Source organism: Alteromonas sp. G4i13, assembly GCF_054960505.1.
This window is the reverse complement of record NZ_JBHNYX010000045.1, coordinates 18,480-32,479: the sequence shown is the minus strand read 5'-3', so window position 1 is coordinate 32,479 and position 14,000 is coordinate 18,480. Positions and strand designations below refer to the sequence as shown.

The window sequence follows — 14,000 nt, the reverse complement described above, 5'->3', positions numbered from 1 at the left end:
CATGAAACAAAAAAAGCGCTCCGTTCAGAGCGCTTTTCATACTAAATTTGCACTAATGAGTGCCAAATAGGCGCTTATGCTTTTTTAAGCTTCTTCTTAAGCTTTTTAAGCTTTCCTTCTTGCTTAGAAATTTTCGCTTTAGTTGCTTTAATCGCTTTTTTTAACTCTTTTTTCTTAGCCATGATGTAAATCCTTATCTTTATTTGTAGTGTTCGCTTCACTCACATAACGTTTAGCAAAGCCGCTATTGATCGCCGTGTTTGGCAATAAATTCTCGAATAAAGTGTCTAACTTCACGAGCAGCAGAAGTGTCTAGGTCTTCGCATAACGCGATAAACTGTGCACGCTCTTCGTCGTTGATTCGAATAATCATCTGACTATTCTTTTTCTTCTTTTTATTGTTTTTTTCAGACACCTTAAATCCTTGCAAAAACCAATACGTGCAGTATGTCGTTCAATGAGAATCTGCAAGTACTACCACATTATTCGAATACAAAATGTATATCCTATGTATATACATTTCAAGGTATTTTAAACTTTTCACCCTTATTTTTCATAAAAGCGTAATGCTAGCGTCACATTAGTGACTTCAGGCTAAGCCAAAGTAATTCCAATAAAAATGGAAACAACGAACTTACGTAAAATCAAAAGTGAAGTAGACCATGACACAAACACAATCTATAACTCACCTATCGTGTTTCATCGAAGCAGTGGCTATCGCTAAACAAAATAAATGCAGTAATTGCGACGATTTGAAAACACTGTTGCAGCAAAAGGGATACGAAGAGTTAGTTGCAATGGAAACCGTAGAAGAATTAAGCCCGCAGCTGCCCTTAGCGTCTTAATAGTCGTATTTTGAATAGGAATAGAAAAATGCTGTTTGCGCTTTTTATCTACACACTGTGTAGCCTACTGCTATTCAGTTTTTGCGAGATTGCTCGCAAGCGTTTGAGCCAGAAACAAAAAACGGAAGCCTTGCTTCCGTTTTAAAAGAGCTATCAAATGATTATTTAGGCGACCAATCAAATTTTTTGAAAGGTTCGTCTACAGGCGTATCGGCCAAATGATTGGTATAATTACTCATCACTTTTTGCGCCAATATAAGTATGATTTCTAACAATTGCTGATGCTTGTATCCAGCACTGTAAAATGCGTCAAGCTGCGCATTATCAACATTACCTCGCCCGCGAGTTAAAGCCAGCACAGTTTCTTTAAGCGTATTCAATTTGCTGTCAGACAGTGTTTCATCGTTTCGCAACTCTTCAATTAGGTCATCGCGCACTTTCATACTCTTCGCAATACCCGTATGCGCTGGAACGCAGTAATGACATGCGTGCTCTACATTCACTGCCTGCCAAACCACCGTTAACTCTTCTGCATTGAACGATGTTTCTTGCGCTAGTTTATGCAGCACTTGATAGCCTTCAAGCAAAGTCGGCGCTTCTGCCATTACTGCATGTAGATTTGGAATCATTCCAAATGCTGCTTGCGAATTATCAAGTAAAGGCTTCGCTGCTTCTGGCGCACTCTCTTTCGTGTGTAAAGTAAAATCGCTCATGTCACTCTCCTATTGATGTGATCAAAAACTGCAAGCAACGCTTTGCGCTACTCACAACTCGTATGCCAATAATAATAGGTTTACTTGAACGATCGTTCAAGCGATAATTGAACATATGTTCAAAATATTCACGTATAAGGTATGCAGCGATGAAATATGACCACGATGAGATTATAGAAAAAGCCACTACGCTTTTTTGGCAACGAGGCTTTCAGGCGGCTGGCATGCGTGATATTCAGCAGGCATTGGATATGCGCCCCGGTAGTATTTATGCGCGTTTTCAAAGCAAAGAAGGTTTATTCAAACTTGTTGTTGAGCATTATGCAGACAACAGTGCAAAACGTTTAAAGCAAGTCACAGAAGCTCAATCACCTTTAGACGCTCTTTACCACTTTTTTGAAACAGCATTAACTGGCCCCGACGAGCAACGCTACATGCGCCAGTGCTTGTTGGTTAAGTCTATTGCAGAATTAGAACTCATTGGTGATATTGCCAAAAAAGCTGTACTTGAGAGCATGCAAACCCTTAAGGCTGGTTTTAGAAATATTATTGAAGCCTGTATCGAAAAAGGTGAGCTGCCTGAACATACGCCAACGTCAACAGCCGCAGAGTGGCTTCAAAATCAGTTCGTTGGCTTACGAGCGTTTGCCTTACTGCAAGACGATAATCAAACAACTATTAAGATGATAGACAAAGTCATTATCGATTTGAAAGGACAATGGCCACAACAAACACATTAATGTAGATGAAGGCTTACAAAAACTGACGCAATGCATTTCATGAAAATTGCCGTGAAACCAGTTGGATGAGCCCTGGTTTACTTAACTAAGCGGCTCGGAATGAACCGATTAAACCAAGTGGAAAAACCATTTTTGTCCGTTTTCAGATTAACGTAGGCTCGCTTTACCTCAACCCACTGTTCCTGGTCAACAGTCACTTTACCATCAGCAAACGGTACATATAGCTGATCGCCTTCAAAGTGGGTTCTAAATTCTAAGTAAAAGTCGCCGTGTAACTCCTCAAGTAAGGCATCGGACTCCCCCAATCCGTTGGGGAGGAAGTAATGAAACCGAGTGAGAATAAGGCTTCCTTCAGCACTTAACTGATAACTGCCTGCATAGCCATCCCAGCAGGCAGACATCACCCCAACCTTTTCAGGGTCAGGTTTACTCTTCAACTGATAAAAGTGTTTTTCGCCTTCGTCTGCTGGATGCCCTTGCCAAATATAATAAAGGCTATAGCCTTTTAGATTAACCCACGGACATTGATTGGAGAACCCTTGCGAAAATTGTACGGTCATTCCTTTGAACCTTTGAAAAAGTGAATTGATTTGAGTTCGGCAAGTGGCTAGATTTTGTGACTTTTTAAACCTAAGCAGCAGCTAAGAGAACAGTAACCGCAACAACTGGGCGATAAGCAAAATCCCCATTAAGGGCCAAATCCACTTAGCCCATTTCGCAGCATCCTCATTACTGATTCGCATTTTAGAGCGTTCTATTAGCGGTATAATCAATGCTAGCGCACCAAATAACACCGCCAGTAAAATTAACACTTCCATTATCGTAACCCTATCGCATATTTGAGCACTTCTTGTTTTGCAGGCTCTATGCGCTGCGCCACAGAAAGAAGCTGGTTTCTTATCCATTTTATGGGGGCAACGTCATTGCTAAACAAGGTATAAAACCCATCCATTGCCGTCATCATCACCAAATTATCTCGCTTTCGTGGCTTTTCATAATTGCTGATAAGCCTTTGAGAAAATACTTTATCGGTTAGCGACAATGCGTTGTCGCTACCGAATGGCTTGAATTCAGCACACACAGAAAGAAAGGTTTCTACATCTTTAAAACCTAAATTAACACCCTGTCCGGCAAGCGGATTAATAGTGTGTGCTGCATCACCAACTAACACACATCTGCCTTTAACGTATTGATTAGCATGAGAACGGGTAAGCGGAAAAATCGCTTTATCAATAACTGAAAAGCGATTGCCATTTCTGGTCAATTCATCGGGAAACGTTTTAAGAATTTCACTTTCAAGTTGGCTCGCTTTTAAACTTTTAATCCGTTTGAGTTCGTCAGGCGAGTCATACCAAACGAGCGAGGCGTAGTTATCAAACATGGGTAAAAAGGCTTTAGGGCCGCTCGATGTAAACTGCTGCCAGGTTACAGTTTCAACGGCGTTCTCCATCTTTATAGTGATCCCCATCGCCTGCTGCGCATATTGCCAACCTGTAGTGCCAATGCCCGCCGCCTTTCTCACCTGAGAGTTTGCGCCATCTGCGCCAACAAGCCAGCTCGCTTCAATGGTTCTGCCATTCGAAAGGCTGACCTTAGCCGTATTCGTTAATTGAATATCTTGCACCGTTTGTCCGGTAATGAGCTCAACATTGTCAAACTGCTTTAATGCGTGGTGGCATCCTAGCTGCAACAATCGGTTTTCCACAAAAAAGCCCAATTGGGGCATGTCGATACTTTGTGCGGTAAAGTCTGTTCGATGGGCTGGGTCGTCCCACACGCTTAGGCCTGTGTAAGGTTTAACACGCATGGCGGCTATGTGTTCCCAAGCGCCAAGGGCTTTTAACAGCGTTACCGATGCTTCGCTGATGGCTGAAACCCTTAAGTCAGGCCCCTTCTCAGCGTTAAAAGGTGCTGGTAGATACGGTTCTATCACTGCTACCTTAAACTGCTGCTGAGCAAGTCCCAACGCAAGTGCAGCACCTACCATACCGCCGCCATTTATACAAAAATCGACCATTTACTCTCCTTAAAACACGCACTTGCATTATGTCTTAAAACACAAAGCGCTGTGAAGTAAAACGTGGAACTGGCTTGCCCTAGATCAATTCTTAACGAATCGTCTCAAGATACTGGGAATATGCTTGCATAACAGGTAAAATATGCGGCTATTTTGAACATCTTCCTGTAACTGACATTATCAGTGTTTTTTACGTGGTGATTTAAGCGCCTCACGTAAAATAACATTCTGGCAGCCACCTTTTCTAAACAACGGTGAAACTGCTCTCACTTACAGGAACACTAACAGGTTATCGAATAGTTGTTATGACTAAAAAGCTGTATATCAAAACCTGGGGCTGCCAAATGAACGAGTACGACTCGGAGAAAATGGCAGACTTACTAGACTCAACGCATGGCTACAGTGCTGCAGAAAGTGCTGAAGAAGCCGATGTTATTTTGCTTAACACATGCTCAATTCGTGAAAAAGCACAGGAAAAGGTGTTCCACCAGCTGGGCCGTTGGAAAACACTTAAGCAAGATAAACCTGAACTTATTATCGGTGTGGGCGGCTGTGTAGCCTCTCAAGAAGGCGATACTATTCGTCAGCGCGCGCCGTTCGTAGACTTAGTTTTTGGTCCACAAACACTGCACCGCTTGCCTGAAATGATCAATCAGCTTCAGGGCGGCGCAAAGTCAGTCATTGACGTTAGCTTCCCGGAAATTGAAAAATTTGACCGTTTACCTGAACCACGTGCTGAAGGTCCAACGGCGTTCGTTTCAATCATGGAAGGCTGTTCAAAATACTGCACATTCTGTGTTGTGCCTTACACCCGCGGTGAAGAAGTAAGCCGTCCTGTTGACGACGTGTTGCTTGAAATCGCTCAGCTTGCAGGTCAAGGCGTGCGTGAAGTCAATCTTCTAGGTCAAAACGTTAACGCGTATCGCGGTGAAAATTACGACGGTACAATTTGTCGTTTCTCTGAGCTGCTTGAATTGGTAGCGGCCATAGACGGTATCGACAGAATTCGTTACACCACCTCACACCCGGTTGAATTTACTGATGACATTATAGAAGCATACGCGTCTATTCCGGAGTTAGTAGACCACCTACACTTGCCTGTTCAAAGCGGCTCTGACCGTATATTGAACTTGATGAAGCGTGGCCATACAGCAATTGAATACAAGTCTAAAATGCGTAAGCTGAAGAAAATTCGCCCGAACATTAGTTTGTCGAGTGACTTCATTATTGGTTTCCCAGGTGAAACAGATGCCGACTTTGAAGCCACCATGGATTTGATTCAGGCAGTCGATTACGACCTTAGCTTCAGCTTTATTTACAGTGCTCGCCCGGGTACGCCTGCTGCCGACGCAGTAGATGACGTAAGTGAAGAAACTAAGAAGCAACGTCTTCACCTACTACAGCAGCGTATTACGCAACAGGCTCTTCGTATTGCTCGTCACATGGTTGGTACAGAGCAGCGAATATTGGTTGAAGGTCCGTCAAAGAAAAACCCAATGGAGCTTTCGGGACGTACTGAAAATAACCGTGTAGTGAACTTCGAAGGCACACCAGACATGATTGGCGAATTCGTTGATGTAAACATCACTGACGTATTCACTAACTCATTACGTGGTGAAGTTGTGCGCAGAGAGAGCGAAATGGGCTTGCGTGTTGCCGTTTCGCCCCAATCTATCATGGCAAAGCATCAGGCAGATTTGCCCGATGAGCTTGGCGTGGGTCAATTTAACCCAGCCTAAATACATTTTATAGCGAGGAAAAAAGTAGCTTGAGTACATTGGTTAGTAACGAATTTGAATTAGAACCGGCAGATAGCAAACGTTTGTCGAGTTTATGTGGCCCCTTTGATGACAACATTAAACAAATTGAGCGCAGGTTAGGGGTAGAAATTACCTACCGAAATAACGCATTCAAGGTGTTGGGTGAACCGCAGCAAATAAAAAGTGCCAGCGAATTACTTAAGCTTCTTTATATAGAAACTCAGCCTATTAAGGGCCGTATTCCCGAGCTAGAAGCAGAACAAGTTCATCTTGCCATTCAAGAAGCCCGCGTTATTGAAAAAGACGCAACAGGCGGCTATGGCAAAGAAGTCAATATTAAGACCAAGCGCGGTGTGATTAAGCCGCGTAACCCTAACCAAGCGCAATATGTGGCGAACATTGTAAACCACGATATTACTTTTGGTATTGGACCTGCCGGTACGGGTAAAACCTACCTAGCGGTCGCTGCTGCTGTGGACGCGCTTGAGCGACAAGAAATTCGCCGTATCTTGCTTACCCGCCCGGCGGTAGAAGCGGGTGAAAAGCTCGGTTTCTTACCCGGCGACCTTTCACAAAAAGTTGACCCGTACCTTCGTCCGCTTTACGACGCCCTATTTGAAATGTTGGGCTTCGAGAAAGTAGAAAAGCTTATGGAACGCAACGTCATTGAAGTTGCACCGCTGGCCTATATGCGCGGTCGAACGCTGAACGATGCCTTTATTATCCTGGATGAAAGTCAAAACACCACGGTAGAGCAAATGAAAATGTTCTTAACCCGTATTGGCTTCAATTCAAAAGCGGTTATCACCGGTGACATCACGCAGGTAGACTTACCTCGCGGTGCAAAATCAGGTCTTCGTCATGCTATTGAAGTGTTAAGTGAAGTGGATGACATTTCTTTCAACTTCTTTAACGCTGAAGACGTGGTCCGCCACCCTGTGGTTGCGCGTATCGTAAGAGCCTATGAAGTGCACGACGCTGAACAAGAGCGTCTTCGCAAAGCACGTAAAGAAGAAGCGTTGCGCCTTCAGCGTGAACAGGCTTCTCAAGACGATAGTGCGACGCAAACGAAAGACGACAACGCATCGTGAGCGCCATTATTGATGTACAGCAAGCGTTTGAAGGTGACGAGGCCATTTTATCGGCCATTCCCTCACCTTCGGAACTTGAGCTTTGGGCTAACGCCGTGCTCAAGTACGAAGGGTTAGCTGAGCAAGAAGTGACCATTCGCTTTACTGACGAAGCCGAAAGTCAAAGCCTTAACCATGAATACCGAGGAAAAGATAAACCCACAAATGTTTTATCTTTTCCGTTTGAAGCGCCTCCAGGTATAGAAATAAACCTTTTAGGCGACCTGGTTATTTGTGCCCCCGTTATTAGTCGAGAAGCCGAAGAACAGCATAAAGACGTAAGCAACCACTACGCGCACATGACTGTTCACGGGCTATTGCATTTAATGGGTTACGACCATATTGATGATGCGGAAGCTGAGGAAATGGAAAGCAAGGAAATTGATATTCTTGCGCACCTTGGCATTGCTAATCCTTACGAATCTATTGATTAACAATTCAATTTAAACCGTTGTTAGTTAAGTACTTTAACACTTAATAACAATAAAACATTGACGACCAGCGAGAACCATTTTAACGTTGGCGTTGAACTAACAATTAAACGGACATTATGAGCGACGATAATCCTCACTCTACCAACGGCTCATCAGGCAAGAGTTGGTTAGATAAACTAAAAAATTCAATTTCTGGCGAGCCGAGAAGTAAAGAAGAGTTAGTATCGGTTATTACTGATGCTGAACAGAACGAAATCATAGACCCACAAACCCGCGAAATGATTGAAGGGGTTATTGGGGTAAATGAAATGCGAGTAAGGGATATCATGATCCCTCGCGCTCAAATGACCACCATCGATGTAGAGCAAAAGGTAGAAGAGTTTTTACCTGTAATGCTTGAATCTGCTCACTCCCGTTTCCCTGTTATCAGCGAAGATAAAGACCACATCGAAGGTATCCTGTTAGCAAAAGATCTTTTGGCTTTTGCATTTAACGCGGAAAAAGAATTTAACCTTCGCGATATTCTTCGCCCAGCGGTTATTGTTCCAGAAAGCAAACGCGTGGACGTTCTGCTTAAAGAGTTCCGTCAGCAACGCTACCACATGGCCATTGTTGTAGACGAATATGGCGGTGTGTCTGGTCTAGTCACGATTGAAGATATCCTTGAAATTATCGTGGGTGAAATTGAAGACGAATACGATACGGAAGAAGATGGTACCGATGATATTCGCCCGTTAAATAAATCAACATACTCTGTTAAAGCCTTAACGCCGGTTGACGATTTTAACGAGTTTTTTGAAACCAAGTTTAGCGAAGAAGAAGCCGACACTATTGGCGGTATTGTGCTGAAAGCGTTTGGTCATATGCCTGAAACCAATGACGAAATCACCATTGGCGACATTCAATTTAAAGTGACTAACTCTGATAAGCGCCGACTTATCCAACTTAAGGTTTCAGTGCCTTCGCTCGAATAGTGAAGTAACGCAAACTACGCCTGTTTCAGCATAGGGCAGCATGATTTTATGCGTGCTCACCCTATGTTGACGTAACAACTCTATTAACCACGATCAGATGACTCCTATGCTGAAACGGTTTACTCCCCACCTTCTTCTTTTACTAAGTGGTGCAAGCTTAACCCTTGCTTTCGCTCCCTTTAACATGTGGCTTTTAACTATTCCTGCGCTTGCACTTGCTATACGTCAGGTGATAAAGCTCAAACATCGTCCATTTTTAGCCGGATGGCTGTTCGGTGCGGGATGGTTTGGAGCGGGTATAAGCTGGGTTCATGTGAGTATTGCCGACTTTGGCGGGCTTCCCATTGCGGCATCTATTGGCATTATGGCGTTGCTATGTGGTTACTTATCGCTTTATCCTGCGCTTGCCACCAAGTTAACCGCCAAGTACTTCTCTCCCCACTTGTGGCCAATGGCGTTACCTCTTTTCTGGGTTGCGGCGGAGTGGCTACGAAGCTGGATGCTAACCGGCTTTCCATGGTTATCTTTAGGGTATAGTCAATTAGAGAGCCCTCTTTCAGGCTTTGCGCCAATCATCGGAGAAACGGGAATAAGCGCGCTTATCGTTATCAGCGCTACGCTATTTGCGTTGATACACAATAAGCGAACTTTCGCCAACGCAATGCTAGTGGCGCTGTGCTTATTTACCAGTGGCTACCTTCTTAAACAACATACTTGGGTTGCGCCCCAAAAAACCTACTCAGTAGGCATGGCTCAAGGCAACATCGCGCAAAGTCTGCGATGGGTGCCAGAGCAAGATGGTCCAACCATGGACACCTATTGGAAATTAACTGAAAGCTTATGGGATAACGACCTCATCATTTGGCCTGAAGCCGCGGTTCCCAAGCTTGAGCCATTAGCCCAACCTTATCTTGCTAAAGTTAACGAAAGAGCCTTTCAAGAGAACACGGCACTTATTACGGGTATTGTTAATTACAACTGGGAAACTGATGAAGCGTGGAACAACCTAATTGTGCTAGGTAAACGTACGCCAGATGCCGCTTATCCCGACTATCAATATTTCCACAACAACCGATTTTCGAAACATCATCTATTGCCCGTAGGCGAATTCGTACCTTTTGAAGACTGGCTTCGCCCGCTCGCTCCCCTATTCGATTTACCTATGTCATCATTCTCTCGAGGTGACTATCAACAGGCAAACCTTGAAGCTAACGGCATTCACCTAGCCCCCGCTATCTGTTTTGAAATTGCGTTTCCCCATCAAGTGATGGCAAATGTATATGAAAATACCGACATGATCATAACCGTGAGTAATGATGCGTGGTTTGGTCACTCACATGGGCCTGCTCAGCATTTGCAGATAGCGCAAATGCGCGCCCTTGAGTTAGGCCGCCCTGTCGTTAGAGCGACAAATAATGGCATTACGGCTTTTATAGACCACAGAGGCGAAATAACTGCTCGGCTACCTCAATTCATGGCAGGTAATATTTCGGCGCCAGTTGTCGCAACCAGAGGGTTTACACCGTATTACCATCTTCAAGAGCTAGGTGTTTGGTTTATAGTTATTTTGCTATTTGTTAGTGCGTTACTTCTTAGACGAAGACAGAGTTGATCTGTACAAGTTAAAGGTACCGACACAATAGTCATTCAATAATAATACTAACTCGATGTAGGACATGTTGAACTTGTTTTTTTGCAAAGTTCAATGTGTGCTAATTAAGGAAATACTTGTGAACTGGGTTTCTCTTTTTTCAAAAAAACTACTCACCTTTTCTATCACTGCCATTGTTTGCTCTACTGCTGTTTTCGCAGAGACAACAGTAATTACTGCAGATCGCATGATTGACGTTGCTAACGGGAAAGTCGTCAAACAGGCGGCTATTATTGTAACGGACAATATAATTACTGCATCTGGTCGCCTGAAAGACCTGACAGTTCCAAACGAAGCAACACGTATTGATTTAGGCAATGCCACGCTAATGCCTGGGTTAATGGATATGCACGTACACTTAACCAGTGATGCAACTCGACACGGGTACAAGCGTTTAGAAGTATCACTGCCCCGCGCGGCTATTACTGGCGTTAAACACGCTAAAGCAACGTTAGATGCAGGTTTTACCACTGTGCGTAATGTGGGTGCACCTGGTTTTGCTGATGTTGCGTTAAGAGATGCCATCAACGCGGGCGACGTAGTGGGACCGCGCATGTTTGTAGCTGGGCCAAGCCTAGGCGTAACTGGCGGCCATTGTGACAGCAATCTTTTGCCCTATGAGTATGACAATTATAGCGAAGGTGTAGCCGATGGCCCGTGGGAAGTACGCAAAAAAGTACGTCGAAATATTAAGTACGGCGCTACCGTGATCAAATTCTGCGCTACAGGTGGCGTTTTGTCTAAAGGCACAAAAGTAGGTGCACAGCAATACACATTCGAAGAAATGAAAGCCCTCATTGATGAGGCCCATTTGCGTGGTTTGACAGTAGCGACTCATGCTCATGGCACTAATGGCATTAAAGCAGCCATTAAAGCGGGTGTAGATTCAGTAGAACACGTAAGTTTGCTTGATGACGAAGCGATAGATTTAGCGAAAAAGAACGGTACTTACTTCTCTATGGATATTTACGTAACTGAATATATTCTGGGTGAAGGAGAGAAAGCCGGTATTCTAGAAGAAAGCCTGAATAAAGAGCGTATTGTTGGTAAAACTCAGCGCGAAAACTTTGAGAAGGCAGTTAAAGCTGGTGTAAATATGGTATTTGGTTCCGATGCCGGGGTTTACCCTCACGGTGATAATCCTAAGCAGTTTGCCCGGATGGTGAAGTTCGGTATGACCCCCATTCAGGCTATTCAAGCTGCTACTATTAACCCTGCCCGCTTACTGAAACAAGAAGCTACCCTTGGAAGTTTGGAAAAAGGTAAGCTGGCAGATATCGTCGCAGTGCCCGGCAACCCACTAGATGATATGAGCCTTATGGAAAAAGTGGGCTTTGTTATGAAAGATGGACAAATTGTGAAGCAGTACGCGATGTGATGAATGGCCGCTAAAGGAAAATCTTTAGCTTGTAGTTCATAGATTGCAGCTTGCTGCACGGAGCATAGCAGAGGATAGTCGCTACGCAAGGTTAATAGCTTAGCAATACATCACACTGCATCAGACTAAGAAATAAAAAACGGCGCTAACTTCATTTGAAGTAGCGCCGTTTTTGTTAGCAGCAACTACCTTACAACAGATAGGTAGTCTACCCAGTTAAACGTTACCTGCCGCCTGAATAGCAGTAAGTGCTATGGTAAATACAATATCGTCAACCAATGCACCGCGACTTAAATCGTTAACGGGCTTTCGCATGCCTTGCAGCATTGGGCCAATACACACTAGATCGAAGCTACGCTGTACCGCTTTGTAAGTGGTATTTCCGGTATTGAGGTCAGGAAAAACAAACACGTTTGCCTTACCAGCAACAGGGCTATTTGGTGCCTTGCTCTTGCCCACACTTTCGATAGCCGCTGCATCGTATTGAAGTGGACCATCAATAAGTAAATCAGGGCGAAGGCTTTGCGCAATTTTGGTCGCTTCTCTCACCTTTTCTACATCGCTTCCTGCACCTGACGAACCAGTGCTGTAGCTAATCATCGCAACCCGCGGCTCAATGCCAAACATTTGTGCAGATTCCGCAGATTGAATAGCAATATCAGCGAGCTGTTGAGCGTTGGGATCTGGGTTAATTGCACAGTCGCCGTAAACCAAAACTTGGTCAGGCAACAGCATAAAAAATACTGACGACACCAAAGACGCGTTTTCAGCGGTCTTTATTAACTGGAGCGCTGGGCGAATAGTGTTCGCAGTTGTATTTACTGCACCTGACACTAATCCATCCACGTCATCTTGCTGAAGCATCATCGTGCCCAGAGTTACGTTATCTTCTAACAACTCTTGGGCAACCACTTCCGTCACACCTTTATGGCCGCGTAGCGCCACTAAGCTCTCAACATAGTCTTTTTTAATGGCCGACGGCGAGAGAATCTCAACGCCTTCGCTCAGTACAACACCTTGCTGTTCTGCTACCCGTCTAATCTCAGTTTCATCGCCTAGCAATACAGGACGAGCAAGACCCCGTTTGGCACAAATAGAGGCCGCCACCACGGTTCTTGGCTCGTTTCCTTCAGGAAGCACAATGCGTTTATTTACCTGCCTTGCACGGTTTGTTAGGTAAAAACGAAACGCTGATGGAGAGAGTTTTTTCTGGCGCGACACTTTTTGGGTAAGTGAATTTACCCAACTTGCGTCTAAACTTTCCGCAGTGTGAACCATCACCTTTTCAATGCGTTTACTGTCATCTACAGGTACTTCCTGATTAAAAGCGTGAAGTGCTTGTGCTGTTTGCCACGTATTGGAATTTACCAGCATAACCGGTAAACCCGTTTCCATGGCTTGGCTACACAACGCCATAATGTTTTCATCCGGCTGATAGCCGCCGGTAAGCAAGAGCGCGCCTAGCTTTGTGCCGTTTAATGCAGCTAAACAGCACGACACAAAAACATCGCCGCGATCACCCGACATTACAAGTAGCGCCCCCGGCTTTAAGGTGTGCGTCATATTGTGAATTTCTCGCGCGCAAAACGTGACACTACTTAAACGCCGCTCAGCCAACTCGCCTTCGTTTAACAAGCTAGCGTTAAGATGCTTCGCTACGTCGGTGGCGCGAGGAGATACTAAATCAGCGCTCCAGTCAATTGTGCCAAGTAGACTCAAGCCCTTTTTGAAAATAGGCAAATCACGTAAGGCTTGGGTTCGCTCTTCGTCGTGCTCAGGGGCTTCTATTGCGCCAATATCAGCGCGTAAGCGACCATGTTCATCAAAAGGCGCGTTAACCTTGTTGAAGATACAGCCCACTACTTTTTGACTTTTGTGACCGCCATAGGTGTCTACAACGATTTCGAGGCGATGATTGATATCCGTGGTCGACTCATTTCCCGGCACAGCCACGAAAACGATGTCGGCATCAAGTGCCCGACTAATTTCTAAATTCAGGCGCTCTGCATAAGGATGATGGCGAGTTGTCACCAGTCCTTCAATAACAGTAACAGCCTCTTGAACACTGCTTTCTTCAAACCGCTCGATGATCTCCTCTAAGAGCTCATCGGTGCTGTCGTTACTGATCATTCGCTCTACGTATTCAAGCTCGAAAGGCGTGATGGGCGACACACTGGCATGGTGCGCAATAATTGCTGTAGAGCGCTCTTCGCCGTTATCGCCTTTACGTGGCTGTGCAACGGGCTTAAAGAAATTGAGCTTTATGCCTTGTTCCTCGATAGCACGAACAAGGCCCATGCTGACCGTAGTTAGGCCAACACTGGTGCCTACGGGGATCAACATAATTCTGCGAGACAT

Annotated in this window: 14 protein-coding genes; 8 read left to right on the top strand and 6 right to left on the bottom strand. The window is 44.7% G+C overall.

Going from position 1 to position 14,000, the window contains the following annotated elements; all coding sequences use genetic code 11:
- Positions 1–244: 244 nt before the first annotated feature.
- A complete protein-coding gene (locus ACFI6J_RS17890) occupies positions 245–415 on the bottom strand; it encodes a hypothetical protein (RefSeq protein ID WP_014949001.1) in 171 nt (56 codons plus the stop codon).
- 247 nt (positions 416–662) lie between these two features.
- Between ACFI6J_RS17890 and ACFI6J_RS17885 the strand changes: the two genes are divergently transcribed.
- Positions 663–845 carry a hypothetical protein gene (locus tag ACFI6J_RS17885; protein ID WP_014976139.1) on the top strand — a complete coding sequence of 61 codons (183 nt, stop codon included), beginning with the start codon at positions 663–665 and terminating at the stop codon, positions 843–845.
- A gap of 161 nt (positions 846–1,006) precedes the next feature.
- Here the strand turns inward: ACFI6J_RS17885 and ACFI6J_RS17880 are convergent, their stop codons facing one another.
- The gene (locus ACFI6J_RS17880) at positions 1,007–1,558 is read right to left on the bottom strand and encodes a carboxymuconolactone decarboxylase family protein (protein ID WP_069944045.1); all 552 of its coding nucleotides are present in this window, start codon (positions 1,556–1,558) and stop codon (positions 1,007–1,009) included.
- A gap of 149 nt (positions 1,559–1,707) precedes the next feature.
- On the opposite strand from ACFI6J_RS17880, the gene ACFI6J_RS17875 reads away from it, so the two are divergent.
- A complete protein-coding gene (locus tag ACFI6J_RS17875) occupies positions 1,708–2,298 on the top strand; it encodes a TetR/AcrR family transcriptional regulator (RefSeq protein WP_014976138.1) in 591 nt (196 codons plus the stop codon).
- 77 nt (positions 2,299–2,375) lie between these two features.
- On the opposite strand, the gene ACFI6J_RS17870 is transcribed toward ACFI6J_RS17875, so the two are convergent.
- The 3 genes from ACFI6J_RS17870 to ACFI6J_RS17860 form a co-directional block, all read right to left on the bottom strand.
- Positions 2,376–2,858 (bottom strand): hypothetical protein, encoded by a 483-nt coding sequence (locus tag ACFI6J_RS17870; protein WP_239301599.1) that lies wholly within the window; start codon positions 2,856–2,858, stop codon positions 2,376–2,378.
- Between the two features lie 81 nt (positions 2,859–2,939).
- Complete coding sequence (locus tag ACFI6J_RS17865; protein ID WP_014948996.1) at positions 2,940–3,116, bottom strand: hypothetical protein; 177 nt, start codon at positions 3,114–3,116, stop codon at positions 2,940–2,942.
- A complete protein-coding gene (locus ACFI6J_RS17860) occupies positions 3,116–4,315 on the bottom strand; it encodes an FAD-dependent monooxygenase (RefSeq protein ID WP_239301598.1) in 1,200 nt (399 codons plus the stop codon). Before ACFI6J_RS17860 ends, ACFI6J_RS17865 begins: the two co-directional genes overlap by 1 nt.
- A 305-nt stretch (positions 4,316–4,620) precedes the next feature.
- Between ACFI6J_RS17860 and miaB the strand changes: the two genes are divergently transcribed.
- From miaB to ACFI6J_RS17830, 6 genes are all read left to right on the top strand, one after another.
- Positions 4,621–6,054: a tRNA (N6-isopentenyl adenosine(37)-C2)-methylthiotransferase MiaB gene (gene miaB / locus ACFI6J_RS17855; RefSeq protein WP_014948994.1), complete on the top strand. Its 1,434-nt coding sequence runs from the start codon at positions 4,621–4,623 to the stop codon at positions 6,052–6,054.
- Between the two features lie 29 nt (positions 6,055–6,083).
- Positions 6,084–7,166 (top strand): PhoH family protein, encoded by a 1,083-nt coding sequence (locus ACFI6J_RS17850; RefSeq protein WP_168462754.1) that lies wholly within the window; start codon positions 6,084–6,086, stop codon positions 7,164–7,166.
- The gene (gene ybeY / locus ACFI6J_RS17845) at positions 7,163–7,639 is read left to right on the top strand and encodes an rRNA maturation RNase YbeY (RefSeq protein WP_014948992.1); all 477 of its coding nucleotides are present in this window, start codon (positions 7,163–7,165) and stop codon (positions 7,637–7,639) included. The genes ACFI6J_RS17850 and ybeY overlap by 4 nt, the downstream gene beginning before the upstream one ends.
- 116 nt (positions 7,640–7,755) lie before the next feature.
- Positions 7,756–8,613, top strand: coding sequence for a CNNM family magnesium/cobalt transport protein CorC (gene corC, locus ACFI6J_RS17840; RefSeq protein ID WP_014948991.1), 858 nt, complete (start codon positions 7,756–7,758; stop codon positions 8,611–8,613).
- Positions 8,614–8,719: 106 nt separating this feature from the next.
- On the top strand, positions 8,720–10,225 hold the full coding sequence (lnt, locus tag ACFI6J_RS17835) for an apolipoprotein N-acyltransferase (protein WP_462586303.1): 1,506 nt from the start codon (positions 8,720–8,722) through the stop codon (positions 10,223–10,225).
- A gap of 118 nt (positions 10,226–10,343) precedes the next feature.
- The gene (locus ACFI6J_RS17830) at positions 10,344–11,642 is read left to right on the top strand and encodes a Xaa-Pro dipeptidase (protein WP_462586302.1); all 1,299 of its coding nucleotides are present in this window, start codon (positions 10,344–10,346) and stop codon (positions 11,640–11,642) included.
- Between the two features lie 216 nt (positions 11,643–11,858).
- On the opposite strand, the gene pta is transcribed toward ACFI6J_RS17830, so the two are convergent.
- Positions 11,859–14,000, bottom strand: a complete 2,142-nt coding sequence (gene pta, locus ACFI6J_RS17825) for a phosphate acetyltransferase (RefSeq protein ID WP_075176291.1) — start codon at positions 13,998–14,000, stop codon at positions 11,859–11,861.

Bases quoted from the DNA above. Each gene is read 5' to 3' on its own strand.
- ACFI6J_RS17865 (WP_014948996.1), bottom strand. From the start codon at position 3,116: ATGGAAGTGTTAATTTTACTGGCGGTGTTATTTGGTGCGCTAGCATTG.
- corC (WP_014948991.1), top strand. From the start codon at position 7,756: ATGAGCGACGATAATCCTCACTCTACCAACGGCTCATCAGGCAAGAGT.
- ACFI6J_RS17875 (WP_014976138.1), top strand. From the start codon at position 1,708: ATGAAATATGACCACGATGAGATTATAGAAAAAGCCACTACGCTTTTT.
- pta (WP_075176291.1), bottom strand. From the start codon at position 14,000: ATGTCTCGCAGAATTATGTTGATCCCCGTAGGCACCAGTGTTGGCCTA.
- lnt (WP_462586303.1), top strand. From the start codon at position 8,720: ATGCTGAAACGGTTTACTCCCCACCTTCTTCTTTTACTAAGTGGTGCA.
- ACFI6J_RS17885 (WP_014976139.1), top strand. From the start codon at position 663: ATGACACAAACACAATCTATAACTCACCTATCGTGTTTCATCGAAGCA.
- ACFI6J_RS17880 (WP_069944045.1), bottom strand. From the start codon at position 1,558: ATGAGCGATTTTACTTTACACACGAAAGAGAGTGCGCCAGAAGCAGCG.
- miaB (WP_014948994.1), top strand. From the start codon at position 4,621: ATGACTAAAAAGCTGTATATCAAAACCTGGGGCTGCCAAATGAACGAG.
- ACFI6J_RS17870 (WP_239301599.1), bottom strand. From the start codon at position 2,858: ATGACCGTACAATTTTCGCAAGGGTTCTCCAATCAATGTCCGTGGGTT.
- ACFI6J_RS17860 (WP_239301598.1), bottom strand. From the start codon at position 4,315: ATGGTCGATTTTTGTATAAATGGCGGCGGTATGGTAGGTGCTGCACTT.